Source organism: Actinomyces minihominis, assembly GCF_900187855.1.
Lineage (GTDB): Bacteria > Actinomycetota > Actinomycetes > Actinomycetales > Actinomycetaceae > Scrofimicrobium > Scrofimicrobium minihominis.
The window spans coordinates 1-24,652 of record NZ_FYEG01000010.1; the positions used below are offsets into that span (position 1 = coordinate 1).

Sequence of the window (24,652 nt, forward strand, 5' to 3'; positions counted from 1 at the left end):
GAGTAGCGACCGAGGACCTTCTTCGAACCCTGCTGGCCGATGTGTCTTATACACATCTAGATGTGTATAAGAGCCCGCCACCCATGCCTCCGGCACCACCGGCTCCCCCGGCTCCCCCGGTAACCGCGCCGGCACCGGCAGCCCCCGCTGAGGCACTTGCTCGTGCAGCTTCGACCGGAACGGTAGTTCCCCCGGCTCCAGGTGCACCGGCTGCCGCCGGTTATGTCACCCCCATCGTTCGCAAGCTCGCAAAGGATAAGGGTATCGACCTCGCCGCTGTCACCGGCACCGGCATAGGCGGACGTATCCGCAAGGAAGACGTCATCGCGGCTGCTGAAGCCCTGACCGCCACACCGGTAGCTTCGGCAACACCTGTGGCTGCAGCGGGTTCCGGCAGGATTGAGATCTCAGAAGAGGCGGCCGCACTGCGGGGCACCACTGAGAAGATGTCGCGTCTGCGCCAGGTCATTGCTCGACGCATGGTGGACTCGCTGCAGACTGCGGCACAGCTCACCACTGTTTTCGAGGTGGATGTTACCGAGATCTGGAACCTCCGCGCCAAGTACAAGGACCAGTTCGAGAAGGTGCACGGCACCCGACTCACCTTCCTGCCATTCTTTGTCAAGGCTGCTACCGAGGCTCTTGCGGCGCATCCAAAGCTCAACGCCACCATCAATGGCAACCAGGTTGAGTACTTCGACCACGAGAATATCGGGATTGCAGTTGACTCACCCAAGGGCCTCATGGTTCCGGTCCTGAAGAACGTCGGCGACATGTCGATACCTCAGATCGCCGAAGGTATTAACCAGGCGGCTGCCGCTGTTCGTGATGGTTCAATCGGCCCGGATATGCTCTCCGGTTCCACCTTCACCATTACCAACACCGGTTCCGGTGGAGCACTGTTTGACACCCCGGTACTAAACATGCCCGAGGTCGGCATCATGGGGGTTGGCACGATTGTGAAGCGCCCGATGGTTATCAAAGCCAATGGCATTGAGTCCGTAGCGCTGCGCTCAATGGTGTACCTGTCGATCTCCTACGATCACAGGCTCGTTGATGGTGCTGACGCCTCCCGCTTCCTCACCTCGGTGAAGAAGCGCCTTGAAGCAGGTAACTTCCTTGAAGACCTGCAGCTTGGCTAAAGCATCACCCCGGGTTTGACCCTTTATGAACTGGCTGTCCCAATCGGGGCAGCCAGTTCCCTGTTAACCTCGGGTTGGCCCCTCACGCACCCCCAGGATTCGCGGGGGACTAACCTGCAGTTCAAGTTCCAGTAGAACGGCCGGAAGGGCCCTCCCCGAGTCAAGCACGGCGGCCACCGTGGTCAGAGCCAGAACCCTTCCGTTCCCGCAGCGCTGCGAGTTCACTTCAACCAGGTAGATGGGTGGTTCGACGACAACATGGTCCTGATTTCTTCGGGCTACTTCCACCAAATCGAGTAGGACGAGACTCCAGGCTTCAGCTTGGAGGAGGGGAACCAACTGGTTCTCCGCAAGCGCTACACCCCGCTTCTCCAGCAGGGTCCTCGCCATATCAGCTGTCTCCTCAAGCGAAGGGCAAGCAACCGGGTGCTCTTGCCCCTCAACTGGAGGCTGTGGAGCCGGGTCTCTGTCGCCCCACCAGGATGCCTGCTGGACAGAGACCATTGCGGCAAGAAGGAGGCCGGTGATGAATGTAGTAAAAACCAATGCTCCACGTCTCGGAGCGGAGCGGCGCTCCCTGCCCGAGTGACGTCGAACCAACCCCCCAATCTGCCCCATGAGTGTTGGTAGAGGTATCGTTTCCACGCCCACCTCTGCGTCATCTGCTCCATCTCTAGCCGGTAGATCGGAAAGAACCTCGGGCAGCGGCCCCCAACCATGAGCCTTGAACGGAACGGCCGAAAGCAAAAGCACCGGGGGTTTCCCCGGGCGTTCAACCAGCGCAGCCGAACCAACCTGCTTCGAGCCAAGGCCCACAGATCCCAGGGTGACACCGAGGTCTGGGCCCCAGCGCGTCATCTCGGTGTCAGTTATCTGTCGGAGGAGACCCCCGGGCACTTGGATGTGGGGGGTGCGGCCACCTTTCAAAAAGATCGGAGCCACCCGGAACGGGGCACTTTCAGGAACCTCTAGGTTTGCAAGGCCGGCCCAGGTCTGCTCAACACCCCTGGCCCCCGCTGCTTGAACGGTGGGAGCCACGGGAAACTGCAGTTCGTAAGCTGCAGCATCCCCTGCCGGCTGACTACTGTCAGGTAGGAGTGTCCGCTTCCAAATAACTCCGGCAGGGGTTGCTGCATACGGTTCACGGGTCACCTCCCTTCCTCCTCATGCGCCTTGCTGTCTACCAGCACCCCCAGTTTCGTCGGCGACTACCAACCACGCCGTTCCATCTGCTCCTCCTGTGGATAGGTACCTCCTGGTTGCCCTGGGGACGAAGCCTTCAAGTAACCTCACATGACTGCTGGTTAGAGCTTTCTGGCTCCCCCGCTAGAATGGGCACGGCGCCTTCGAGCGCCCTCCCGCTGCGCCGACCATTCTTAATGACGCGGCCCCGGCGGGATAGCACTCATCTCAGGAACTCTCCTTGTCTCAGAACCCCTTTAGCGCCATGCGCAGCTACCGTGAACTTCCCTCTGCTTTCGGGGCTGGAAAGATGGTTGCTGCAGCTTTGGCCCGAATTCCCTATGCCATGCTCCCCTTGGGGATCATGACTGCTTTCACCGCTGCGACCGGTGATATCGCGGTCGGTGGACTGGCAACTGCCTTCTTCTCCGTTGCGGTTGCAGTGTGCTCGCCCCTGGTGGGGCGAGCGGCCGATATCTGGGGTCAGCGCCGAGTCCTCATGATCATTGCCCCCGTCAATGCCCTAGCCATCCTCGCCCTCTTCCTGGCGGCAATCAATGTGCCGGCCACGCCGCTGATCTACCTGATCTGTTTACTTGCGGGCATGACGGGGGTGCCTGTGGGTTCATTTACCCGGGCCCGGTGGGTCGGAATGCACCCGAACCCGAAGCGCCTCACCGCAGCCTTTTCCTACGAGTCCACAGTTGACGAGTTTGTCTTTGTCCTGGGGCCAGCATTCGTTGGCATTGCAGCCACAGCCGCTGCCCCCGCCGCTCCCCTGCTCCTCTCTTTCATTATCTGGGCGCTAGCCGGTATCCCCTTCGCGTTGACAGCACCTGTGAAGCCCCTTGAAGGAGACGGTGGACTGGCACCTGAGTCCAAGCGTCCCACCATAGGCCGCATCCTCGTGTCCATTGCTCCCGCGATCGTGGCGCTCATCGCCCTCGGTACCTTCTTTGGTTCGACCCAGGCTGGGATAACGGTCCGCGCCGAAGAGCTTGGCAGTGTCGGCTCCGCGGGCCTTGTCTATGCTTCCATGGGCGTATCTTCAGGCATCATGGCACTCCTGGTAGTAGCCCTACCCGACCGCTTCAAGCTTTCCGACCGGTTCATTGTCTTCGGCCTTGCGGTAGCGGCACTAACGATGATGACTTCCGGGGCGCAGAGCCTTCCGGCTACTGCTCTGTGGTTCCTTGCGACTGGTATCTTCATCGGTCCGACCCTGGTCACAGCCTTTACGGTGGCAGAACGCCTGGCCCCTCCGGGTGGAATCGCGGTTGCGATGACGCTTCTGTCCTCTTCAGTCACGATCGGGGTGTCCATTGGTTCAGCTACTGGAGGGCGGATTGCTGAAGCCTCCGGCTCTCACCTCACCTTCGTTTTCGCCGCCGTGGCCATTTTGACGGTCGCTGTCATCGGATTCACCCTGCGGATTAAAAAGGATCAGCTCCCGAGGGTCGCAGCCCACTAATCACCTTGTAGGATTGGCATCATCATGGCTAAGAAAGACAAGTCGCCCAAACCTGCTGGCGCCCCAAAGAAGCAGCGTTTCTACCACACCCTGATCGACGCATACAAGGTTGTAAAGAGGACCTACCCGTGGATCGGGATAGCTCTAATCGCGATCCCCGTCGTCCTCATCGGCCTCGGTATCGTCTTTGGAATCCTCTGGAACCGGGCAATTTTCCTGCCGATAACAGGGATCCTCCTGGCGGGAACCATCGACATGGTCCTTCTCGCCTACCTGATTCGCCCGGCCATGTACCGACAGCTGGATGGTCGTATTGGCTCCGTTTACGCGGTGATCAGTCAGATTCGTCGTGGCTGGATCGTTGAGGAAGAGCCCGTTGCGGCGAACAAGTCCCAGGACATCGTTTGGCGCCTGGTGGGACGTCCCGGCATCGTTCTCATCTCCGAGGGACCATCCAGTCGGGTTCGCGCTCTTCTCATCGCTGAGAAGCGACGCCTCAGCCGCGCAGTGGCCAACGTTCCCATCATTTTCGTAGAGGTCGGCCATGAAGAGGGACAGGTCCCCCTCGCGAAGTTGAACCGACACCTCAAAGGGCTTAAGAAGCACCTCACCAAACAGGAAGTTCCCGCTGTGGCAAACCGCCTCAACGCCCTCGGGCACAAGGCAATCCCCATTCCCAAGGGGGTTGACCCGAACAACATGCGGGCAAACCGAAAAGCCCTTCGCGGCTAACCAGACTGGGCGTGCTAAGTGCACGCCTTTTCTGTTTAACGAGGACGGATCGCCTTCACGTCTCCACCGTGAAGCGTGGTGGGTTCCACAGCCAAATCCTGAGATCAAGTTATGGATATTATCCAGCATGATGCATACTTTCATATGAAAGAAGACAAGATTCAGTATCGACTTCACGGAGACCCCCAATGCGCAAACTGATTTCATTCGCAGCGACTGCTGCCGCGGCTGCCCTGGTTCTTGCAGCCTGCTCAGATCCTGCTCCGACCACCGAGGGATCGGATGCGGCCCCGGGGGGCGAGCAGTCCGGTAGCGAGGGTTTTGACATCTCCCAGATCGAGGCAGTGGCTGACATTGCCGCCATGGTCCCCGATACCCTGGTGACCGCCAATGTCCTCACCAACGGCGCTTCAACTGACTACCCGCCAGCTGAGTTCCTCATGGAGGACGCCGTGACCCCCTACGGATACGACATTGACATTGTTCAGGCCCTAGCCGCTGTGATGGGCCTCGAAAAAGGCGTCACGAAGACGGCTGACTTCTCAACCATCATTCCCGCACTTGGAAGCAAGTTCGACGTCGGCGCATCATCTTTCACCATCACGCCCGAACGCCTCGAGCAGGTCAACATGGTCTCGTACCTTGAGGTCGGCTCCTCCTTCGGAGTCGCAAAGGGCAACCCGAAGAACTTCACTCCCGAAGACCCCTGTGGCTTCGTGATCGGGGTTCAAGAGGGAACTTACCAGCAGGAACTCGCAGGGATCCTCTCGGCTGAGTGTGAGGCCGAAGGTAAGGCAAAGATTGACATCAAGCCTCTGGTTCACCAGCCTGACATCACTACCAAGGTTGTTGGCGGCCAGTATGACGCCACCTTCGCTGACGCTCCCGTAATCGGCTACGCCATTGTCCAGTCCAACGGTCAGATCGAAGAGGTCGGCGACGTAATCGAGTCGGCTCCCCAGGGCATTGCCATCGCCAAGGCAGATGAGCAGCTCACCGCCGCGGTTCAGGCCGCCATGCAGCACCTGATGGATCAGGGCTACCTCGATCAGATCCTCGCCGTCTACGGCGCCGAGGGATCCGCCTTGAAGCAGGCCAAAGTTAACCCCACAGTCTAGGACTCCACTTTCAAATGACTCCCCAAAAAGGAGCGGTTGACCTGATCCACGCCCGGCCGGTTCCCCGGCCGGGCCGTTGGGCCGGTGCCGCTGTTGTAGCCGTTCTGGTAGCGATGGCGATCAACGCCCTCATCACCAACCCCGCCTTCCAGTGGCCCATGGTCTGGGAATGGCTCTTCTCTAAGTCAATCCTCACCGGCGTGATGTACACGCTGCTCCTCACCGTTGCAGCCATGGTGCTGGGCACCATCCTTGCGGTAACGATGGCAGTCATGCGGCAGTCGAAGAACCCGATTCTGCGCTACGTCGCCACTTTCTACATCTGGTTCTTCCGCGGAACTCCGATCTACACACAGTTGATCTTCTGGTCCCTGCTCCCCGTCCTCTACCCCCAGCTTTCGATTGGTATCCCCTTCGGGTACGAGTTCGCACACTTCGACACGCTGACGCTGATCACCCCCCTGTGGATGGCCATACTCGGTCTTGGGTTCAACGAGGGGGCCTACCTGGCTGAGATCATCCGGGCCGGCATCAACTCTGTTGACAAGGGACAGACCGAAGCCGCAGAAGCCCTCGGAATGTCGCCGGGACAGATCATGTCCCGGATCATCCTCCCCCAGGCGATGCGCGTCATCATGCCTCCGCTTGGAAACGAAACCATCTCCATGCTGAAGACCACCTCCCTGGTTTCTGCCATTCCCTTTACGCTGGAGCTCACCTACCAGGCAGCTCACATCGGACAGCGTCTATTTGCACCAGTTCCCCTGCTGGTCGCAGCTGCCATCTGGTACCTGCTGATCACCTCGATCCTGATGGTGGTCCAGCACCGCATCGAAAAGCACTACGGTCGCGGCTTCAGCTCTGACTCAGGCCGCACCAAGGCCGATTCCAAGCAAAAGTCGATTGAAGAGGCCGATCCGAACCAGTCGAACCTATTCCTGGATGTGACACCATGACCGAAACACCAGTAGCTCCTATGGTCGAGGCCAAGGATGTTCACAAATTCTTTGGGGACCTGCACGTCCTCAAAGGCGTTGATCTCACGGTCATGCCCGGTCAGGTATGCGTTCTCCTTGGACCATCCGGATCCGGAAAATCGACGTTCCTGCGTTGCATCAACCAGCTGGAAACCATCTCTGCCGGACGAATCTGGGTGGATGGTGACCTCACGGGACTGAGGATCACCCGGGGCTCAGATGGCCACGAGATCCTGCACCGACTTCCGGATAGGACGATTGCGAAGCAACGCAGCCGGGTCGGCATGGTCTTTCAACGCTTCAACCTCTTCCCGCACCGCACCGCCCTCGGCAACGTCATGGAAGCCCCAGTGAATGTCAAGAAGGTCCCGAAGAGCAAAGCCCGTACCCGCGCCCTAGAGCTTCTTGAGCGTGTTGGACTATCGGATCGGGCCGACCACTACCCCAGCCAGCTCTCCGGCGGCCAGCAGCAGCGGGTCGCAATAGCTCGCGCCCTAGCTATGGACCCCGAGTTGATGCTCTTCGATGAACCCACCTCTGCCCTGGACCCAGAGCTGGTCGGTGAAGTCCTAGCGGTCATTCAAGACCTCGCGAAGTCCGGAATGACCATGATCGTGGTCACCCACGAGGTCGGCTTTGCACGCGAAGTGGCGGATCACGTCGTCTTCATGGACGACGGAGTCATCGTGGAACAGGGAACCCCCGCCGAGGTGATCGACAACCCCCAGGAAGAACGAACGAAAGAGTTCTTCTCCAAGGTTCTCTAGTCGATTACCGGCGGGGTCCCCTGGACTACTTACCGTCAGACTTACCACCAAACCCCTCGGTGACCGCATTGAGGGCGGCGGTAAGCTCAGTCGGGAGTACCCAGATCTTCGAGGCCGTGCCATTGGCGATGTTCGGTAGGACCCGCAGGTACTCATAGGAGAGCAGATCCGGGGTCGGCCGCCCCTCGTGGATGGCTGTGAAAACAGTGTCGATCGCCTGGGCCTCACCATTTGCCCGGGTGACAGCGGCTTCGGCAGCACCCTGAGCCTGCAGAATCGCCGATTGCTTCTCACCTTCAGCACGCAGAATCTGCGACTGCCGCACGCCTTCGGCCTGAAGGATCGTGGCGCGCTTATCCCGGTCGGCCCGCAGCTGCTGCTCCATGGCCTGCTGGATGGTGGGAGGGGGATCAATCGACTTCAACTCAACCCGGTTAATGCGGATACCCCACTTACCCGTGGCTTCATCGAGGACGCCACGCAGGGACGCATTGATCTCATCACGGCTGGTCAGAGTCTGTTCCAGGTCCATCGAACCAATAACATTTCGCAGGGTCGTGATGGTGAGCTGCTCAATTGCCCTGATGTAATCAGCAATCTCGTAGGTCGCAGCCATCGGATCATTGACCTGGTAGTAGATCACCGAATCGATGGAGACTACAACGTTGTCCGCGGTGATCACAGGCTGTGGTTCAAAAGTTGTCACCTGTTCGCGCAGATCAACCCTTGCCGCAATCCGGTCGACAAACGGAACTAGCAGGTGCAATCCCGCGTACATCACCGAGTGGAACTTGCCGAGGCGCTCCACCACCAACGCGCGCGACTGCGGCACAACCTGAATCGAACGAACGACAACCACGATTACCAGCAGAACCAACAGCACAATCAGCACTGTTAGCAAAGTACCTGAGTCCATCTTCTACTTCCGTTCCGCCCCTTCGGGGGCTAGTCCTTCGCTGTGGTGTCAAGTGGGATACTTGGCGCGCCTTCTAGTCCACGGGTGGCTGGCGATCACTCGGGGTGGTCACAACCTCATCAGTTGAGGCGACAACCGCCGTTGCACCGTCGATCTGCACCACGGTGACCTGGCTTCCCACGGGGAACACCTTCCCGTCCCGGCTTCGGGCCGACCAGATCCCCCCATCAAGGCGAACTCGGCCGTCAGAACCGACCAGCGGAGCAGTCACTACTGCCCGCTTTCCAACCAGTCCCTGCGCGTTCGTGGCAATATCCGGGGTGGACCGCTGGAGAAGGTTGCGCGCCCACGGTCGCACAAACACCAGGAGCAGGATCGACACCCCGACGAAAACACCAATCTGCACCCAGAGATTGACCCCGAATGCGGCGGCAACCCCACCGGCAACCGCCGCGAGGGCAAGTGTCAGGAAGAAAAGATCGACCGTGAGCAGCTCAATGATTCCAAGGAGAAGCGCCGCACCAATCCAGATTAACCAGGCCATTACTTCCCCCGTAGAGCTCCGCTGTGTGATCCAAGTCTACAGTGGTGAATGTCGGCCAGATACTAGCGAGCGCGAGCCCACCACCTACCGTCCTCATTCGTTACCTCAAGAGGCAGACCAAATGCGGAAGAAAGGTTCTCGTTGGTCAGCACCTCCCCGATCGGCCCGGCCGCGGCTACGGTTCCATCTTTGATGAGCGCAGCATGGGTAAATCCGGGCGAGATCTCTTCGATCTCGTGGGTGATGAGGATAATCGCCGGGGCCTTGGGGGCAGCCATGATCTCAGTCAGCGCCATCACCAGGGTCTCGCGTGCTCCCAGGTCTAGGCCCGCCGTCGGTTCATCCAGGATGACGACCTCGGGATCCGGCATCAGTGCACGAGCAATCGAAACACGCTGGCGCTCGCCCTCAGAAAGGGTCCCGAACCTTCGCTGTGCCAGTTCGCCAACACCCAGGGCGGCTAGGAGATCGCGGGCACGAGAACGATCATCGTCCTCGTACTCTTCCCCAAACTGAACCGTCTGCCCCCAACCAGCCGAAAGAACTACGTCCTCAACAATGTCAGAAGCCGAGATGCGCTCACGGGTATCCGCGGAGGCAACCCCCACGCGGGACGCAAGATAGGTGGCTTCCTCACCAGAAGTGTCACTGCCGAGCACATTTGCGGTTCCCGCGGACGGGTAGTCTCGAGCCGCAACAAGCCTTGCGAGAGTCGTTTTCCCCGCACCGTTGGGTCCAAGGATGACCCAGTTCTCCCCCGGGTTAACCGTGAAGGTAACGTCTCTCAAGATTTCTGCACGACCGCGCCTCAGGGAAACTCCCTGGAGATCGATAAGGGGTTGCATAACTGGCAGGACCACCTAGTTCACTAGTGTTTTGTACAGTTCCACCGTCTGCTCACCAATGGCATGCCACGAGAACTTATCCCGGGCCCGCTCAAGTCCCGCCTTACCCATCTTTCGAGCAAGTTCCGGATTCTCAAGCACATCGGTCAAACGCTGAGCAAAATCGGCCTCAAACTTTTCAGGATTGAGCGGGGTTCCCGTTCCGTCCTGCATCTGTTCTATAGGAACAAGGTACCCCGTCTCACCGTCGACAATCACATCGGGAATTCCACCAGTGGCGGTGCCCACTACAGGGAGCTCCATGGCCATCGCCTCAAGGTTGACGATCCCGAGCGGTTCATAGATCGAGGGCGTTGCAAACACGTCAGATCCGGCCAGGATCGCCTTGACCTCTTCGTTCGGAAGCATGGTTGATATGTTGATTACTCCGGTGCGCTTGGCCTGGAGGTTCCTGATTAGCCCGTCGACCTCCGCCGCAATCTCTGGGGTATCCGGCGCACCCGCAAGCAGGACGATCTGAACATTCTCTGGAAGCAGCTCACAGGCCCGGAGGAACCCGGGAAGTCCCTTCTGGCGGGTGATCCGGCCCACGAAGACAACGGTCGGACGGTTCGGGTCCATCCCGTGCTTTTCGCGAATCTTCACAGCCCGCTCCTCAGCCTCTTCCCCGACGGGTCGGTGCCACTTGTTGAGGTCGATGCCGTTGTGAATGACATGGACCCTGTCTGGAGAAACCGCAGGGTATGCCTTGAGGATGTCGTCCCGCATGCCATTGGAAACAGCGATGATGGCATCCGCGTTCTCGTATGCCGTGCGTTCGACAAAGGAGGAAACACGGTAGCCCCCTCCCAGCTGTTCAACCTTCCAGGGACGAAGGGGCTCAAGTGAGTGCGCAGAGACCACCAGGGGGATGCCGTAGAGAAGTTTCGCCAGGTACCCGGCCATGCAGGCATACCAGGTGTGCGCATGAACGAGGTCGGCGCCGTCGGCTCCCTCAATCATTCGCAAGTTGACGCCCAGGGTCTGAATCGCAGGATTAGCCCCCGCTAGCTCCGGCAGGTTGGCGTAACCAATCACGCCCGGTTCCGAGCCGACCTCACCCGGCGATCGAGGGCCATCAAAGGCCTCAACTCGGAGGTCGACCAGGTTCCGCAGAACTCGAGCCAGCTCCTCAACATGAACCCCGGCACCCCCGTAGACAAAAGGTGGGTACTCGCGGGTCAGCAGATCTACGCGCATTGAAAAGGTCCTTAATTCCGGGGCCGGGACACGCCGTTGGGCTGAATCAAGGATACCAACCGCCGCGGCGAACCGGAGCAGAAAGGCACCCACCACCCGCTCGCTCCCCCGGCTAACTCACCCCTTCGCTTGATGAAGTAAACAAGTCCCCATCCGTGAGCGTCGAAGTCTGTAACATTGAGGGCATGGCAATGAAGCGAACTCTGGCAATTGTGTTGGCTGGTGGCGAAGGCAAACGTCTGATGCCCCTTACTGAGGACCGCGCTAAGCCCGCGGTTCCCTTCGGCGGCAATTACCGCCTGATCGATTTTTCCCTCTCAAACATGGTCAACTCCGGCTATCTCAAGATCGTCGTGCTGACCCAGTACAAATCTCACTCCCTTGATACCCACATCGCGCGCACCTGGCGCATGTCGGGGTTGCTTGGGAACTTCGTCGCACCTATGCCGGCTCAGCAGCGTCGCGGGCCGCACTGGTACCTAGGTTCAGCCGATGCGATCTACCAGTCGCTCAACGTCGTCTATGACGAACGACCCGACTACATCGTCATCACGGGGGCGGACAACATCTACCGGATGGACTTCAGCCAGATGGTGGACTACCACATCGCCTCCGGCATGCCTGCGACAGTTGCTGGTATCCGCCAACCCATTGAGCTGGCTGACCAGTTCGGGGTTATCAAAGAGAAGGATGGTGTCGTCGAGGAGTTCCTCGAGAAGCCTAAGAATGCCGAGGGTCTTGACGATGACCCCAGTGTCGTCCTCGCCTCCATGGGTAACTACGTTTTCGATACCAAGGCCCTGATCGAAGCGCTCCGCAAGGATGCTGCGAACCCAGACTCCAAGCACGACATGGGCGGGGACATCGTCCCCTACTTTGTTGAACGCGGAGAGTGCGCGGTCTATGACTTCAAGGACAACATCGTCCCCGGATCAACCGAGCGTGACCGCGACTACTGGCGTGATGTCGGCACGGTTGACGCCTACTACGATGCCAACCTCGACCTCATCAGCATCCACCCGATTTTCAACCTCTACAACTACGACTGGCCCCTCCTCACACAGACGGATCCGCTGCCCCCCGCCAAGTTTGTTCACGGCGATATGGGCTCGCGAATGGGTCACGCCGTCGACTCCCTGGTGTCAGAGGCAGTCATCGTTTCAGGTGCGGAAGTGACGAGGTCGGTGCTGTCACCCAAGGTTGCCGTTCACTCCTGGGCCCAGGTTTCGGACTCCGTCATCCTCAACAGTGCGGTGATTAACCGCCGGGCTCGGGTCCACCGCGCCATTCTTGACAAGAATGTCGTGGTCGAAGAGAACGCCTCGGTCGGTTTCGACCATGAACTGGACCGGAGCCGCGGTTTCACGGTCACCGAATCCGGAATCACGGTTGTCCCGAAGGATGCCATCGTCCGCGCCTAGCCATCCAGACTGCGTAGCCTTGTTGCTATGAGTTCATTCGAAACGGTCGTCCCCCCTCCTCCCCACCGTGCGGAAGAGGTCGGGACGGCCGTTTCGTCATCTCCTGGCGCCTGGGTACTTTACGAAGGCAGCCCTGCGCCGGGCGGTGAAGGGCCGCTGGCAACCGGACCTGGCTGGTGGTCCACCAACCGGGTGATCACAGAGGCCGAACCGGTGGGGTTCTCTCATCTCAGCGCAAACCTAGCGCTGAACCCTCCTCTCCTCGTCCTCACTGACGCCGACTCCACCCTGTTTCACGAAGAAGCCATTGATGAACTGGCGCGGCTGGCCGGTGTTTTCGACCAGGTCAGCAAAATCACCGAGTCAGCCATGCGCGGCGAGATGGGCTTCGACGACTCGCTGAGAAGGCGTGTCGCCCTGCTGCAGGGTCTTCCCACCTCGGCTTTTGAGGAGGTTGGCAGCCAGCTCACCCTGGCATCCGGAGCAGCTGAGCTGATCACTTGGACCCACTCGGTCGGAGCCCAGTTCGGGGTCGTCTCCGGGGGGTTCGAAGAGATCCTTCGCCCCCTCGTGCAGCAGCTGGGAGTCGACTACCTCCTCGCCAACCGACTCGAGGTCGAAGGTGAACTCCTCACGGGGCGCACCGTCGGTCCTGTCGTTAACGACCGGACCAAGGAGCAGTGCGTCAAGCAGTGGTCTCAGGGCAGAGCCGACCGCGTTGTCGCAGTCGGCGACGGCTCAAACGACATCCGTATGCTCAAGGCCGCCGGACTCGGCATAGCGTTCTGCGCCAAACCGGCAGTTCGCCAGGCTGTCTCAAGCCAGCTCAACATCCGCCGTCTGGACGCGGTGGTCGGGTTGCTCGGGAGAACCCTCTAGGTCCTTCACTGAACCTCGGGATACTCCCTTGCACCTACCTATCAGGCCAGTGGGTTGGTGAAAGGTAGTGGAGGAATGTCGTTGTGGCGCACATGAATGAAATCGGCGACCGCGGCACAGTGCGAATGCCATTCCTTCCAGTTCCGATCCCACTCAACCACAACGGCTGATCCCGTTGGCATACCATTTTCTACCTCGGTTGCCTGCCCCTCTTTAACAAGGAGGACGGCGGTTGCCGACACTGTAGGTTCATGCCCAACCACCAGTGAAGAGGTCCCAGTCGACCCAAAACGAACGGCCTCCATGATCTGCATGGGAGAACCGCTGTAGATTACCTCGTCAGTCTGCACCCTGGGCATCATTTCCGGAGTGAGCCCAGCCCCCTGAGCCATGTTCTCCCAAGTCTGCTGGGCGCGAACAGCCGGCGAGACAAAGACGGTATCAACACTGCGCAGTGAGTCCGCTAGGCGACGCCCCAACTCCTGGGCTTGGGCCCGTCCCTCATCAGTGAGGGGGCGCTGAGCATCCGTGCCCGGAGAGTACGCGGCGGCTTTGGCGTGGCGGGCGATAGTGACCTTGTGAGTAGACATGCGGATATTCTATGTCAGGGAACGAAGTCGAATGCCTGGATAAGGGAGTGTTGATGGCTCTGCGCCGCGGACCGAAAGATCTAGTTTGCTCAAACCGAGGTTGCGAGCGCCCCGCCACCTTTGCAATTACCTGGTCCAACCCAACCCTGCCCTTTGGGCGAGCCAAGCACTGGCTAGCATGTGACGAACACCGAATCACCCTGGAGAAGTACCTCGCCTACCGAGATTTTCCCCAGTCCACCCGGACCCTGGCAGCCTTCCTTTCATCCGAGGACGGCCGAGAGGGCGGCGAGGCCAAGTCAACTGGCGTACACCGGGGCTAACGGACCTCAACCAGCTCCAGATAGTCGTCATCCCACAGGTCCTCATCCCCATCGGGTAGAAGCAGAACCCGCTCCGGATGTAGAGCCTCCACCGCACCCGGGTCATGGCTGACGAGGACGACGGCGCCCTCATACGAATCCAGAGCCCCCAGAACCTCCTCACGGGAAGCGGGATCCAGGTTGTTAGTAGGTTCATCGAGGAGGAGAACGTTAGCCGCAGAAACAACCAGGGCGGCCAACGCTAGACGCGTCTTCTCACCTCCCGAAAGAACGGAAACAGGCTTGCCGATATCATCTGCAGAGAAAAGGAACTGTCCGAGCACCGAACGCAGGCGCGTATCATCAAGTTCCGGAGCTGCCGCCCGCATGTTCTCTTCAACTGACTGCGTCGGGTCAAGGGTCTCGTGCTCCTGGGCGTAGTACCCCAGCTTCAAACCGTATCCCGGAGTCACCTCACCTAGGTCAGGAACCTCCAAGCCCGCAAGGATCCGTAGAAGCGTTGTCTTACCGGCCCCGTTCTCTCCGAGGACGACCACCTTTGCGCCCCTATCGATCGCGAGGTCAACATCAGTGAAGACCTCAAGAGAGCCGTAGGACTTAGAAAGGTGCTGGGCTGTCAGTGGCACCCGACCACAGGGAGCTGGATCAGGGAACCGCAAGCGGGCAACCTTCTCTTCAGCACGTTCGGTCCCGGCAGCCTCCCTCAGCTCGGCCGCTCGGCGAAGCATCTGCTGAGCGGCAACCGCCTTGGTTGCCTTGGCCCGCATCTTCTCGCCTTGAGCCTGCAGGACCTCTGCCTTGCGCAGCGCATTCTGGCGCTCCTTGCGTCGTCGCCTCTCATCCTCAGCCCGGGTTTTCAAGTAGGCATCCCACCCCATGCGGTACACCTCAAGCTCCGCGCGGTTCGCATCCAGGTAGAAGACCTGGTTGACGACATCGCGGACCAGGTTGACGTCATGGCTGATCACGACAAGGGCGCCGGAGTACCCCTTGAGCCAGTCCCTGAGCCAGATGATTGAGTCGTGGTCAAGGTGGTTGGTGGGCTCATCCAGCAGTAGTGTCTCGGCCTCGGAAAAGAGCACTCGGGCCAGTTCAACCCGTCTGCGCTGCCCACCGGACAGAGTGTGAAGGGGCTGCCCAAGAATCCGCTCATCCAATTTGAGGGCGGAGGCAATCTGGGCGGCCTGACCATTGGCGGCCCACCCCCCCTTCTGGGTGAACTCGTGATCCAGCCGAACATAACGTTCCATAGCCTTGATCTGCCGTTCCCCCTCGAGGGTCGCCATCTCATGCTCAGCCTTCTGGATGCGTTTCAGGAGCGCATCGATCCCCCGCACAGAGATAATCCGCTCGTGGGCCGTTTGATCTCTGTCACCCTCACTCGTGTCCTGCGGCAGGTAGCCGATGGCGCCCCCGCGGTTGATCCTGCCATTGAACTCTGCAGCACCCTCATCAGCCACACCGGCGAGCAGGCGCATCATGGTTGTCTTTCCCGCACCATTACGGCCAACCAGGCCAACCTTGGCGCCTGGACCAACGGCGAACGAAACCTGATGGATCAGCTCGCGTGGGCCGATACGAAGGTCAAAATCCTGGACACTAATCACCAGGGAAGTCTAACCGAGGCTGACCGCTGCCCCGCCGAGCAGGCACAATGGAACGCGTGACAAGCAACTCTCCAACAACCCAGCCTAGCGCCAGCGCCTACACAACCATTGCGGTTAGCTTCGTTGCGCTTCTACTCATATCGAACATAGCTGCCACAAAGCTCTTTGGACTGAGCCTTGGTCCGACGACACTCATCTTTGATGGCGGGGCACTTCTCTTTCCATTCACATACGTACTCGGTGATGTCCTGGCTGAGATATACGGATTCGCCAAGACCCGATTCGTCATCCTCCTGGGGTTTGTGGCCTCCGCGCTTGCGGCTGTTGTCTTTCTGCTGGTTCAGATACTCCCACCCGCAGATGCCTACAAGAACCAACAGGCGTTCGAGGCCGTACTCGGCTTCGTACCGAGGATCGTTGCCGCCTCCCTGATGGCCTATCTGGTGGGGCAGCTTCTGAATGCCTACGTCCTCGTCAAGATCAAACAGAGGTTCGGAGAGAAGAGGCTCTGGGTTCGCCTCCTCGGATCCAGTGTGGTTGGTGAGAGCGCGGACACCCTGGTCTTCTGCACCATCGCGTTCTATGGGGTCCTGACCGGCGCAAGTTTCTGGAACTATGTCCTTGTTGGTTTCACCTACAAGATTATTTTCGAGATCGTTTTACTTCCGGTCTCCTACAGTGTGATTCGGCTGCTGCAGCGCCGAAGTGAAAGGACCGATCTTGCCTGAATGGATTACGAAACCGGTCGGAGATGCCCCGTCAACCCACTGGCCCAAGCCACTGGACCCCTTCCCCAACCCGGAGGCAGAAACAGTTGAGGACCGCCGCCCCACCCCGTACCAGAGGGACAGGGGTTTCGATATTCAGGCCCGCTCCGAGGAGGGCCGCGGGTTGGGTAGGGCCGGAGTTATTCACACTGCTCACGGTGATATCAAAACTCCAGCGTTCATTCCTGTGGGGACCAAGGCCGATGTTAAGGGGTTAGTTCCCGAACAGATTGCGGGAACCGGGGCGCAGGCAGTCCTCGCGAATGCCTACCACCTCTACCTGCAACCCGGGTCAGGCATAGTCGACGAGGCCGGTGGATTTGGCAGCTTTATGCACTGGCCAGGCCCAACATTCACAGACTCGGGTGGCTTTCAGGTTCTCTCAATGGGGGCCGGTTTTAAGAAGGTACTCACCGCTGAGTTTGCCGGTGGTGATATGTCCAGCTCCGGAGCATCAGCCCACAGCGGGGTTGATGCGGGCCCTGTCGCCCCGGAGTTGGTCAAGCGCCAGCGGGAGGCCGTCAAGCTCTCCAAGGCAGTTGTTGATGAAGACGGTGTTGTTTTCTCCTCTCACATCGATGGCTCAAAGCATCGCTTCAACCCTGAGATCTCGATTAGCATTCAGCATCAGCTCGGAGCTGACATCATGTTTGCCTTCGATGAGCTCACCTCGCTGTCGCACCCGCGTTCCTACCAGCTGGAGTCACTGGACCGCACTGAGGCGTGGGCAAGGCGGTGTCTGATCGAGCACAGGGCTCAGACTGAGACTCGGACCCATCGGCCCTACCAGCAGCTCTGGGGGGTGGTGCAGGGCGCTGACTACCAGGACCTGCGCATCAGGGCAGCCCGAACCCTGGGGGAGATGGAAGAGGACGGCCAGATGTTTGACGGTTTCGGGATCGGAGGTGCGCTGCGCAAGGACCGACTCGGTGAGATCGTTTCCTGGGCTACAGCCGAGCTGCCTGAGAACAAGGGACGTCACCTGCTGGGGATCTCAGAGCCTTTCGACCTCTTTGTCGCCGTGGAGGCTGGGATCGACACATTTGACTGCGTGAACCCCTCCCGGGTGGCACGAAATGCTGCCATCTACACTCCGACAGGACGGTTCAACCTGACAAATGCCCGCTTCGCACGTGACTTCTCACCCCTGGTTGAAGGCTGCGGCTGCTACACCTGCCAGAACTTCACGAAGGCGTACGTGCGTCACCTCTTCAAGGCCAAAGAGATTTTGGCGTCAACCCTTGCGACCATCCACAACGAGTGGTTCACTGTCCGCCTGGTTGACGCCATCCGCGAGGCCCTAATCGAAGGGAACCTCAGCGAGTTCCGCGAGGAAATGCTGGGGAACTTTTACGGGAGATCCTTAAATGTTGAACCCAATGGCTCGTAGCTGATCTCGGCCGTCGGTGGTGATGCACTCGGGACCCCATGGCGGCAACCAAACCCACTGGAGACGCACGTCATCGGTGTAGGAACCAAGGACCATGGCAACCTGACGCTCAATGACATCGGTCAGTGGGCATGCGGCGGAAGTTAGGGTCATATCCAGATCAATGGAGTTGTCCTCATTGATCCTGACTCCGTAGAGGAGTCCGAGGTCAACGATGTTAATCCCAAGCTCAGGATCGATGACATCCTTGAGTGACTCAATAACGTCCTCGGCGGGGAAGGCGCCGTTCTCGAAGATTGCAATCTCACCGTGCCCCATGGGCTTCTGCGGTTCAAAAGGTTTGAACTGCTGCGCCGGTGGTTCTTCCTCTGGGAGCGGGCGAGCCGCCATCGGATTGTGAGCCACGTTGTTCTGCGTCATTTCTTCTCCGTCTCATTCAGAGTCTGAGGCCGGACCGTCGGCCTCAGCAATATTGATTCCGGCCTTCGCTAGTGCATCACGCAGGGCATACCATCCCAGCAGAGAGCACTTGACTCGGTTGGCAAACTTGGAAGTGCCCTCGAGGGCTGCTGCATCCTCAAGCTGGTCAAGGACGTCGTCGCTGACCCCCCTACCCCGAGAGTGCATCATTTCTTCCATAGCGGCGTACTTACGCCGAATAACCGCGAGGTCTTCTCCTTCAAGCATCTCACTCATGATTGATAGGGATGCCTGCGAGATGGAGCAGCCGCTGCCGTCCCAGGCCAAATCTTCAACTTGACCTGAGTCATCGATCTTGACCCCCAGGGTGACCTCGTCACCGCAGGTGGGATTAGCTTGAAAGGAGGTGTACTCGAAGTCCTCAACTGAACCCGCTCCGGTCCTCTGCCGTGCTTGATCGAGGATCACCTGCTGGTAGAGAGCATCTAGACCGCTCACTGCACTTCTCCGTTTCCTATCATGGTTGGTTTCTGCGTTTCCGCAAGCCCAAAGTACTCTCGGACCTTTTTGAGGCCGGTAATGAACTGGTCGATTTCTTCACCGGTGGTGGTGAGTGCAATCGTCGCCCTTGAGGAAGCTTTCACGCCAAAGAACCTGTGCAGCGGAATCGCACAGTGGTGACCCACCCGGACTGCAACGTCTTCAAAATCAAGGACCTGGCCAACATCGTGGGGGTGAACACCCTCCACATCAAATGCCACCACCCCGAGACGATCCGTGTTGTCAGTTGGCCCGAGAACTCGGATACCTTCGATCTCAGAGATCCGTTCCAAGAGAAGTTCGGTCATCTCTGCCTCATGGCGGGCAATCTTCTCCATACCGATTTCGCTGAGGTAACGGAGTGCAACCCCCCAGGCCACTGCCTGTGCCACCGGCTGAGAGCCAGCTTCGAACTTGGCGGGCGGAGGAAGATACTTTGTCTCACTCATAGTCACGTCTGCTACCACCGAGCCTCCGGTGAGAACCGGGGGCATGGCTTCAAGTAGTTCGAAACGTCCCCACAGTGCGCCTATCCCGGTTGGGCCGAGCATCTTATGCGAAGAGAAAACCGCAAAGTCGACGCCCAACTCTCGAACGTCAACGGGCATGTGGGCGCTGGACTGACAGGTGTCGAGGACGGTGATCGCCCCGACCTTCCGAGCAGCTTCGACAATCTCAGTAACCGGAGAGATCGCGCCCGTGACATTTGAGGCATGCGTGAATGCCACCACCTTGGTGTTGGCATCAATCACGTGCAGCGACTCAAGGTCGATGCGGCCGTCAGGGGTAAGGTCCAGCCAGGAGAGAGTGGCTCCCGTCTTTTCTGCAACCTGCTGCCACGGGACCAGGTTGGAGTGGTGTTCCGCGCGGGTGACCACGATGCGGTCCCCGCCCTCCAATCGGAAACGCCCGCTCAGATCTCCGAGGGTTGTGTCTCCTGTGGCTCGGGCGCCATCGGCACCTATCCCAGCGGAGGCATTGCTGAATGCAGATGCCACCAGGTTGAGTGCTTCCGTGGCGTTCTTGGTCCAGACGATCTCGTCTACCTCGGCCCCGATGAAGTCGGCCAGAGTCTCACGAGCATCCTCAAAATGGACGGTCGCCTCGTCACCCAGGAGATGGGTGTTGCGGTGAACCGCACCGTTGAAATCCCGGTAGAACTCAGACTCGGCGTCAATTACGACAGCAGGCTTCTGGCTGGTTGCTCCGGAATCAAGGTAGACGATGGGGCGCCCTCCCCTACCGACTTTTTCAAGCGCGGGGAAGTCGCCTCGGATCGCGGTGAGTTCCTCAGCTGTCAAATCAGCAGTTTCGTTCATCTTCTCGACTTCCTCTGTTCCTGTCGTATTTGGGGGCGGACCGTAACGCCCGTTACTGCCCGCCCCCATAAGTCACGCCAGTGGCTAGGCAACATCCACGGGAAGGTAGCTGTCGTAGCCCTCTTCCTCGAGCTTGTCTGCCAGCTCAGGACCACCCTGTTCAGCAATCCGGCCGTCCACGAAGACGTGAACGAAGTCCGGCTTGATGTAGCGCAGGATGCGGGTGTAGTGGGTAATCAGCAGGATGCCCATGTGATCCCTGCGGTGGGCGCGGTTAACGCCCTCGGAAACGATGCGCAGGGCATCGACATCCAGACCCGAGTCGGTCTCATCAAGGATCGCGTACGAGGGCTCAAGGAGCTCCATCTGCAGGATCTCCAGGCGCTTCTTCTCACCACCGGAGAAGCCCACGTTCACATCACGCTCGGCAAACTCGGCTGGCATGCGCAGGTTTTCCATAGTGCCCTTGACCTCCTTGACCCAGTGGCGCAGGCCGGGGGCCTTGCCATCAATGGCGGTCTTGGCGGTACGCAGCAGGTTGGAAACCGAGACACCGGAAACCTCGACCGGGTACTGCATGGCGAGGAACAGCCCCGCCTTGGCACGCTCGTCAACGCTCATCTCAAGGATGTCTTCCCCGTCGAGGAACACCTCACCCTCGGTGATCTCGTAGTTCGGGTGACCCGCCAGCGCGTAGGCCAGCGTCGATTTACCGGAACCGTTCGGGCCCATAATCGCGTGAATCTCACCCGGCTTGATGGTCAGGTCAACACCCTTGAGGATCTGCTTCGGCCCGTCGGGGGTACCAACGGTGACGTGAAGGTTCCTGATGACCAGTTCTTTTGCTTCGTTCATTTTCCCTGTCTTTTCAGTCAATCAAAAGTATGTGAGCGGGCTACTCTGAATCAGCGGTCTGATCCATGGCGTAGCCGTAGTCCTTAAGCTCTTGCTCGATCTGGTTGATCAGACGATCCTCCAGCTCTCGGATCCCGATCTCTTGGAGCACCTCGGCGAAGAAACCGCGAACAACGAGGCGCCTCGCCTCGAGCTCAGGTACACCACGGCTCATCAGGTAGAAGAGCTGCTCATCGTCAAAACGACCGGTTGCAGAGGCGTGGCCCGCACCTTCGATCTCACCGTTCTCAATCTCAAGGTTGGGAACGGAGTCAGCCTTCGCACCTTCTGTGAGGATGAGGTTGCGGTTCAGTTCGTAGGTGTCAGTGTTATCAGCATCGACTCCGATGAGGCAGTCGCCAATCCATACCGAACGCGCGTCTTTACCCTGCAGCGCACCCTTGTAGGCGACCCGTGAGAAGCAGTCGGGGGCGGTGTGGTGGGTAAAGATCCGGTGTTCCATGTGCTGGCCCTTGTCCACAAAGTACAAGCCATTCAGCTTGACGTTCGCTCCGGGTCCCGTCATATCGGTGTCGACATTGATGCGAACCGTATCGCCGCCAAGGGTGACGACCATATGGTGCAGGTTCGAGTCTCGCGAGGCACGAACCCTGTGTGAGGCCGTGTGGAGAGCATCCCTGTCCCACTCATGAACCGCAACGACCGTTAGGTTCGCACCTTCCCCGGCCTCGACCTCAACGGTTTCGTTGTACATGGCAGGTCCGTTGTGAAGGATGACGACTGTACCCTTCGACATTGCTTCGGCCCGAACGACGATTCGTCCGGCCTTAAGCTCTGCGCCGGCGGTCACCGTGAGGTAGACGGGCTCGTCAAGCTCAACCTCGCGAGGAATCACAACCTCGGTGGTCTCCTCGAACTTCTCCCATGCCAGTGCGGACGGGTAGTCCTCGGGGGCGAGGACGACAGGTTCGTCGAGTTCCGTTCGCGACACCGTTGCCACAATGACGCTCGCTGGGGCCTGGATCTCTACCTGCGGAGTGCCCGCGTAGCCTTCCGCTTCAAACATCTGGCGAATGCGACGCATCGGGGTGAAGCGCCAGTCTTCCTCACGGCCCTTGGGAACACCGAAATCGGCGGCCTTGAAGGACTTGAGGCGGTTGGCGCGTGAAACCTTGGAGGGTTCCAGGATGTTGCTAGTTTGCTTCTGTGCGGTCATATCAGCCGACGGACCCTTCCATCTGCAGTTCGATAAGGCGGTTTAGTTCGAGGGCGTACTCCATGGGCAGGTGCTTGGCGATGGGCTCGATGAAGCCCCGCACAATTGTTGCCATGGCTTCGGTCTCATCGAGTCCTCGGCTCATCAGGTAGAACAGCTGCTCCTCATTCACCTTGGAGACAGTCGCCTCGTGACCCATTTCGACGTCCTCGGTACGAACATCCACGTAGGGATAGGTGTCGGTGCGGGAAATCTTGTCGACAAGAAGCGCATCACAGAGGACATTCGACTTGGACTTGGTGGCACGCGAGTGCACCTCTACCAACCCGCGGTAAGAGGTGCGCCCACCACCACGTGAAACCGACTTCGCAACGATTGACGAGGACGTCTTTGGGGCCATGTGGACCATCTTGGCGCCGGTGTCCTGGTGCTGCCCGGTTCCAGCAAAACCGATTGACAGGGTCTCTCCCCGTGCGTTCTCACCCATCAGGTAGCACGCCGGGTACTTCATGGTGATGGCCGAACCGATGTTGCCATCCACCCACTCCATGGTGCCGCCCTCTTCGACGATAGCGCGCTGAGTAACCAGGTTGAGGACGTTGTTCGACCAGTTCTGGATGGTGGTGTAGCGGACACGAGCATCCTTCATCACGAAGATCTCAACCACCGCGGAGTGCAGCGAGTTGGTGTCGTAAATGGGAGCAGTGCAACCCTCAACGTAGTGAACGTAGGAGCCTTCATCCGCAATGATAAGCGTGCGTTCAAACTGGCCCATTGCCTCAGTGTTGATACGGAAGTAGGCCTGAAGCGGAATCTCAACGTGGACGCCCGGCGGAACATAGACGAATGAGCCCCCCGACCAGGTCGCGGTGTTCAGCGAGGCAAACTTGTTATCCCCTGCCGGAACAGCCTTACCAAAGAACTTCTCAAAGATCTCCGGGTAATCACGTAGGCCGCTGTCGGTATCAAGGAAGACAACACCCTGCGCCTCAAGATCCTCCTGAATCTGCTGGTAGACGACCTCGGACTCATACTGAGCCGCTACACCTGCAACGAGCCGCTTCTTCTCAGCCTCGGGAATACCAAGACGGTCATAGGTGTTCTTGATTTCCTCGGGCAGGTCCTCCCACGACTGCACCTGGCGGTCAGTGGGTCGGACATAGTACTTGTAGGAGTCGAAGTCGATGCTGCTGAGGTCGGGACCCCAGGTCGGCATCGGCTTGCGCTCGAAGAAGTCGAACGCCTTCAAACGCCGTTCAAGCATCCATTCCGGTTCACCCTTAGTGTTCGAAATGAAGCGGACAATGTCAGCGTTGATACCCTTCGGGAGTCCCTTGGAGTAATCATCGCTGTCACGCCAGCCGTACTCGTACGCGCCAATTGACTCGATGATCTCGTCATCTGACATTGACGTCTTCGGGGCTGGAGCCTCGATTGACTGCGTCATAAATTCCTTCTTTTCTGACCATTACTTACAAAGTTATGCTGAACGTCTCGACATTGCGCGGCGTCTTCCCGTCTTCCACAGATCACCAACTGGGTTGATCTCTGGCCGGTCCTGAGTAGCCACCGGCGAGTCACACCTGCCTCAACGCCGCCCTCTTACCGGTCCTGGAAGATGGCAGCCCAATGGGAACATGCGTGGTGCAGACATGGCCGCCCTGTGCCAGCGTCGACAACCTCTGCACATGAACATCAAGGATTCGACTAAAAGCCGAAAGTTCGGCGTCACACATCTGTGGGAAGTCCGCGGCGACCTGTTCGATCGGGCAGTGCCCCTGGCACAACTGGATCGCAAAGTCTCCCCGTCCAATCGAACGAATGCTTGCCGCGTAGCCGTCCTCTGTCAGGGCTGCCGCAAGGGCCTCGGCACGAAGACGGGGATCCTTGCCCGCTGCGCGAACCACTGGTGCGTAGCGCCTCTCAAGTTCGCGAGAACGCGCTGCCGCAAAACCCTCGATCTGTTCGGGCCCCGCGGTTTTGGCCATGTAGGTGAGCGCCTTCGACGCCAGTTCCATGTAGCCATCCTCTAGGCGTTCGCGACCACCGTCCGTTGCAACGTAGTGACGTGCGGGCCGCCCTCGACCGCGCTTGCCCATGGTCGGAACCTCGTGTTCACGAATCTGTCCCGACTCTTCCAAAGAGGTGATGTGACGTCGAACGGCCGCCGTTGTCAGGTCAAGGAACCGCGCGATTGCACCTGCTGTGACCGGACCATTCTCAACGATTAGGTTGCGAACCATCTGGCGAGTTCCGGTAACCGAACTCTCTTCCATCACGCCCCCGTTCGCGTCTTTTGCGGTAAAGATGTCGCCGCCCTCGGCCAACTTCCATCAGCCGGGGTAGGCCGATAACAGTCTAGCCGATTTTGGAAACACTGCCATTGGCAAAA

25 protein-coding genes are annotated in these 24,652 nt (G+C 59.1%); 11 read left to right on the forward strand and 14 right to left on the reverse strand.

From position 1 onward, the window contains the following. A partial coding sequence (gene sucB, locus CS903_RS08475; RefSeq protein WP_099333128.1) for a 2-oxoglutarate dehydrogenase, E2 component, dihydrolipoamide succinyltransferase occupies nt 1-1,142 on the forward strand: 1,142 nt, incomplete at its 5' end. A gap of 63 nt (nt 1,143-1,205) precedes the next feature. On the opposite strand, the gene CS903_RS08480 is transcribed toward sucB, so the two are convergent. After that, entirely contained in the window at nt 1,206-2,294 is a 1,089-nt protein-coding gene (locus CS903_RS08480) for a hypothetical protein (protein WP_099333129.1), read from the reverse strand. A gap of 271 nt (nt 2,295-2,565) precedes the next feature. Between CS903_RS08480 and CS903_RS08485 the strand changes: the two genes are divergently transcribed. From CS903_RS08485 to CS903_RS08505, 5 genes are all read left to right on the forward strand, one after another. Further along, nucleotides 2,566-3,795 carry an MFS transporter gene (locus tag CS903_RS08485; protein WP_129587641.1) on the forward strand — a complete coding sequence of 410 codons (1,230 nt, stop codon included), beginning with the start codon at nt 2,566-2,568 and terminating at the stop codon, nt 3,793-3,795. 24 nt (nt 3,796-3,819) lie between these two features. Further along, nucleotides 3,820-4,527, forward strand: a complete 708-nt coding sequence (locus CS903_RS08490; RefSeq protein ID WP_099333131.1) for a DUF4191 domain-containing protein — start codon at nt 3,820-3,822, stop codon at nt 4,525-4,527. A gap of 188 nt (nt 4,528-4,715) precedes the next feature. Further along, nucleotides 4,716-5,645, forward strand: coding sequence for an ABC transporter substrate-binding protein (locus CS903_RS08495; RefSeq protein WP_099333132.1), 930 nt, complete (start codon nt 4,716-4,718; stop codon nt 5,643-5,645). Nucleotides 5,646-5,659: 14 nt separating this feature from the next. After that, complete coding sequence (locus CS903_RS08500; protein WP_099333133.1) at nt 5,660-6,601, forward strand: amino acid ABC transporter permease; 942 nt, start codon at nt 5,660-5,662, stop codon at nt 6,599-6,601. Next, nucleotides 6,598-7,389 carry an amino acid ABC transporter ATP-binding protein gene (locus CS903_RS08505; RefSeq protein WP_277984883.1) on the forward strand — a complete coding sequence of 264 codons (792 nt, stop codon included), beginning with the start codon at nt 6,598-6,600 and terminating at the stop codon, nt 7,387-7,389. The genes CS903_RS08500 and CS903_RS08505 overlap by 4 nt, the downstream gene beginning before the upstream one ends. Nucleotides 7,390-7,414: 25 nt before the next feature. On the opposite strand, the gene CS903_RS08510 is transcribed toward CS903_RS08505, so the two are convergent. The 4 genes from CS903_RS08510 to glgA form a co-directional block, all read right to left on the reverse strand. After that, complete coding sequence (locus CS903_RS08510; protein ID WP_099333134.1) at nt 7,415-8,305, reverse strand: SPFH domain-containing protein; 891 nt, start codon at nt 8,303-8,305, stop codon at nt 7,415-7,417. A gap of 73 nt (nt 8,306-8,378) precedes the next feature. Further along, a complete protein-coding gene (locus CS903_RS08515; RefSeq protein ID WP_099333135.1) occupies nt 8,379-8,849 on the reverse strand; it encodes an NfeD family protein in 471 nt (156 codons plus the stop codon). A 62-nt stretch (nt 8,850-8,911) separates the two neighbouring features. Beyond that, on the reverse strand, nt 8,912-9,694 hold the full coding sequence (locus CS903_RS08520) for an ABC transporter ATP-binding protein (RefSeq protein WP_099333162.1): 783 nt from the start codon (nt 9,692-9,694) through the stop codon (nt 8,912-8,914). Between the two features lie 15 nt (nt 9,695-9,709). Beyond that, nucleotides 9,710-10,933, reverse strand: coding sequence for a glycogen synthase (gene glgA / locus CS903_RS08525; protein ID WP_099333163.1), 1,224 nt, complete (start codon nt 10,931-10,933; stop codon nt 9,710-9,712). Between the two features lie 185 nt (nt 10,934-11,118). Here glgA and glgC point away from each other — a divergent pair, with 185 nt between their 5' ends. Together glgC and serB are read left to right on the forward strand one after the other, a co-directional pair. Beyond that, on the forward strand, nt 11,119-12,354 hold the full coding sequence (gene glgC, locus CS903_RS08530; RefSeq protein ID WP_099333136.1) for a glucose-1-phosphate adenylyltransferase: 1,236 nt from the start codon (nt 11,119-11,121) through the stop codon (nt 12,352-12,354). Nucleotides 12,355-12,381: 27 nt separating this feature from the next. After that, nucleotides 12,382-13,233 (forward strand): phosphoserine phosphatase SerB, encoded by an 852-nt coding sequence (serB, locus tag CS903_RS08535; RefSeq protein ID WP_099333137.1) that lies wholly within the window; start codon nt 12,382-12,384, stop codon nt 13,231-13,233. A gap of 41 nt (nt 13,234-13,274) precedes the next feature. Here serB and CS903_RS08540 read toward each other — a convergent pair whose 3' ends face one another. Beyond that, entirely contained in the window at nt 13,275-13,823 is a 549-nt protein-coding gene (locus CS903_RS08540; protein ID WP_099333138.1) for a SixA phosphatase family protein, read from the reverse strand. Nucleotides 13,824-13,834: 11 nt separating this feature from the next. Between CS903_RS08540 and CS903_RS09470 the strand changes: the two genes are divergently transcribed. After that, the gene (locus tag CS903_RS09470; RefSeq protein ID WP_207203800.1) at nt 13,835-14,146 is read left to right on the forward strand and encodes a hypothetical protein; all 312 of its coding nucleotides are present in this window, start codon (nt 13,835-13,837) and stop codon (nt 14,144-14,146) included. On the opposite strand, the gene CS903_RS08550 is transcribed toward CS903_RS09470, so the two are convergent. Then, entirely contained in the window at nt 14,143-15,753 is a 1,611-nt protein-coding gene (locus CS903_RS08550) for an ABC-F family ATP-binding cassette domain-containing protein (RefSeq protein WP_099333139.1), read from the reverse strand. The genes CS903_RS09470 and CS903_RS08550 overlap by 4 nt on opposite strands. Before the next feature lie 56 nt (nt 15,754-15,809). On the opposite strand from CS903_RS08550, the gene CS903_RS08555 reads away from it, so the two are divergent. Further along, nucleotides 15,810-16,481, forward strand: a complete 672-nt coding sequence (locus tag CS903_RS08555; protein ID WP_242491823.1) for a queuosine precursor transporter — start codon at nt 15,810-15,812, stop codon at nt 16,479-16,481. Further along, nucleotides 16,471-17,910: a tRNA guanosine(34) transglycosylase Tgt gene (gene tgt, locus CS903_RS08560; protein WP_370737663.1), complete on the forward strand. Its 1,440-nt coding sequence runs from the start codon at nt 16,471-16,473 to the stop codon at nt 17,908-17,910. Before CS903_RS08555 ends, tgt begins: the two co-directional genes overlap by 11 nt. Here the strand turns inward: tgt and CS903_RS08565 are convergent. From CS903_RS08565 to CS903_RS08595, 7 genes are all read right to left on the reverse strand, one after another. Next, entirely contained in the window at nt 17,884-18,330 is a 447-nt protein-coding gene (locus CS903_RS08565; RefSeq protein ID WP_370737662.1) for a metal-sulfur cluster assembly factor, read from the reverse strand. The genes tgt and CS903_RS08565 overlap by 27 nt on opposite strands. Before the next feature lie 12 nt (nt 18,331-18,342). After that, the gene (gene sufU / locus CS903_RS08570) at nt 18,343-18,828 is read right to left on the reverse strand and encodes a Fe-S cluster assembly sulfur transfer protein SufU (RefSeq protein ID WP_099333141.1); all 486 of its coding nucleotides are present in this window, start codon (nt 18,826-18,828) and stop codon (nt 18,343-18,345) included. Next, on the reverse strand, nt 18,825-20,189 hold the full coding sequence (locus tag CS903_RS08575) for a SufS family cysteine desulfurase (protein ID WP_099333142.1): 1,365 nt from the start codon (nt 20,187-20,189) through the stop codon (nt 18,825-18,827). Before CS903_RS08575 ends, sufU begins: the two co-directional genes overlap by 4 nt. Before the next feature lie 84 nt (nt 20,190-20,273). Next, complete coding sequence (gene sufC, locus CS903_RS08580) at nt 20,274-21,044, reverse strand: Fe-S cluster assembly ATPase SufC (RefSeq protein WP_099333143.1); 771 nt, start codon at nt 21,042-21,044, stop codon at nt 20,274-20,276. 40 nt (nt 21,045-21,084) lie between these two features. Continuing rightward, nucleotides 21,085-22,260, reverse strand: a complete 1,176-nt coding sequence (sufD, locus tag CS903_RS08585) for a Fe-S cluster assembly protein SufD (RefSeq protein ID WP_099333144.1) — start codon at nt 22,258-22,260, stop codon at nt 21,085-21,087. Between the two features lies 1 nt (nt 22,261). Beyond that, nucleotides 22,262-23,668 carry a Fe-S cluster assembly protein SufB gene (sufB, locus tag CS903_RS08590; protein ID WP_099333166.1) on the reverse strand — a complete coding sequence of 469 codons (1,407 nt, stop codon included), beginning with the start codon at nt 23,666-23,668 and terminating at the stop codon, nt 22,262-22,264. Between the two features lie 169 nt (nt 23,669-23,837). Continuing rightward, nucleotides 23,838-24,536 carry a helix-turn-helix transcriptional regulator gene (locus tag CS903_RS08595; RefSeq protein WP_099333167.1) on the reverse strand — a complete coding sequence of 233 codons (699 nt, stop codon included), beginning with the start codon at nt 24,534-24,536 and terminating at the stop codon, nt 23,838-23,840. Nucleotides 24,537-24,652 lie beyond the last annotated feature (116 nt).

Excerpts from the sequence above, each read along its gene's own strand:
- CS903_RS08490 (WP_099333131.1), top strand. The coding sequence starts at position 3,820 with ATGGCTAAGAAAGACAAGTCGCCCAAACCTGCTGGCGCCCCAAAGAAG.
- CS903_RS08495 (WP_099333132.1), top strand. The coding sequence starts at position 4,716 with ATGCGCAAACTGATTTCATTCGCAGCGACTGCTGCCGCGGCTGCCCTG.
- CS903_RS08500 (WP_099333133.1), top strand. The coding sequence starts at position 5,660 with ATGACTCCCCAAAAAGGAGCGGTTGACCTGATCCACGCCCGGCCGGTT.
- CS903_RS08505 (WP_277984883.1), top strand. The coding sequence starts at position 6,598 with ATGACCGAAACACCAGTAGCTCCTATGGTCGAGGCCAAGGATGTTCAC.
- CS903_RS08510 (WP_099333134.1), bottom strand. The coding sequence starts at position 8,305 with ATGGACTCAGGTACTTTGCTAACAGTGCTGATTGTGCTGTTGGTTCTG.
- CS903_RS08515 (WP_099333135.1), bottom strand. The coding sequence starts at position 8,849 with ATGGCCTGGTTAATCTGGATTGGTGCGGCGCTTCTCCTTGGAATCATT.
- CS903_RS08520 (WP_099333162.1), bottom strand. The coding sequence starts at position 9,694 with ATGCAACCCCTTATCGATCTCCAGGGAGTTTCCCTGAGGCGCGGTCGT.
- glgA (WP_099333163.1), bottom strand. The coding sequence starts at position 10,933 with ATGCGCGTAGATCTGCTGACCCGCGAGTACCCACCTTTTGTCTACGGG.
- glgC (WP_099333136.1), top strand. The coding sequence starts at position 11,119 with ATGGCAATGAAGCGAACTCTGGCAATTGTGTTGGCTGGTGGCGAAGGC.
- serB (WP_099333137.1), top strand. The coding sequence starts at position 12,382 with ATGAGTTCATTCGAAACGGTCGTCCCCCCTCCTCCCCACCGTGCGGAA.
- CS903_RS08540 (WP_099333138.1), bottom strand. The coding sequence starts at position 13,823 with ATGTCTACTCACAAGGTCACTATCGCCCGCCACGCCAAAGCCGCCGCG.
- CS903_RS09470 (WP_207203800.1), top strand. The coding sequence starts at position 13,835 with ATGTCAGGGAACGAAGTCGAATGCCTGGATAAGGGAGTGTTGATGGCT.
- CS903_RS08565 (WP_370737662.1), bottom strand. The coding sequence starts at position 18,330 with ATGACGCAGAACAACGTGGCTCACAATCCGATGGCGGCTCGCCCGCTC.
- CS903_RS08575 (WP_099333142.1), bottom strand. The coding sequence starts at position 20,189 with ATGAACGAAACTGCTGATTTGACAGCTGAGGAACTCACCGCGATCCGA.
- sufC (WP_099333143.1), bottom strand. The coding sequence starts at position 21,044 with ATGAACGAAGCAAAAGAACTGGTCATCAGGAACCTTCACGTCACCGTT.
- sufD (WP_099333144.1), bottom strand. The coding sequence starts at position 22,260 with ATGACCGCACAGAAGCAAACTAGCAACATCCTGGAACCCTCCAAGGTT.
- sufB (WP_099333166.1), bottom strand. The coding sequence starts at position 23,668 with ATGTCAGATGACGAGATCATCGAGTCAATTGGCGCGTACGAGTACGGC.
- CS903_RS08595 (WP_099333167.1), bottom strand. The coding sequence starts at position 24,536 with ATGGAAGAGAGTTCGGTTACCGGAACTCGCCAGATGGTTCGCAACCTA.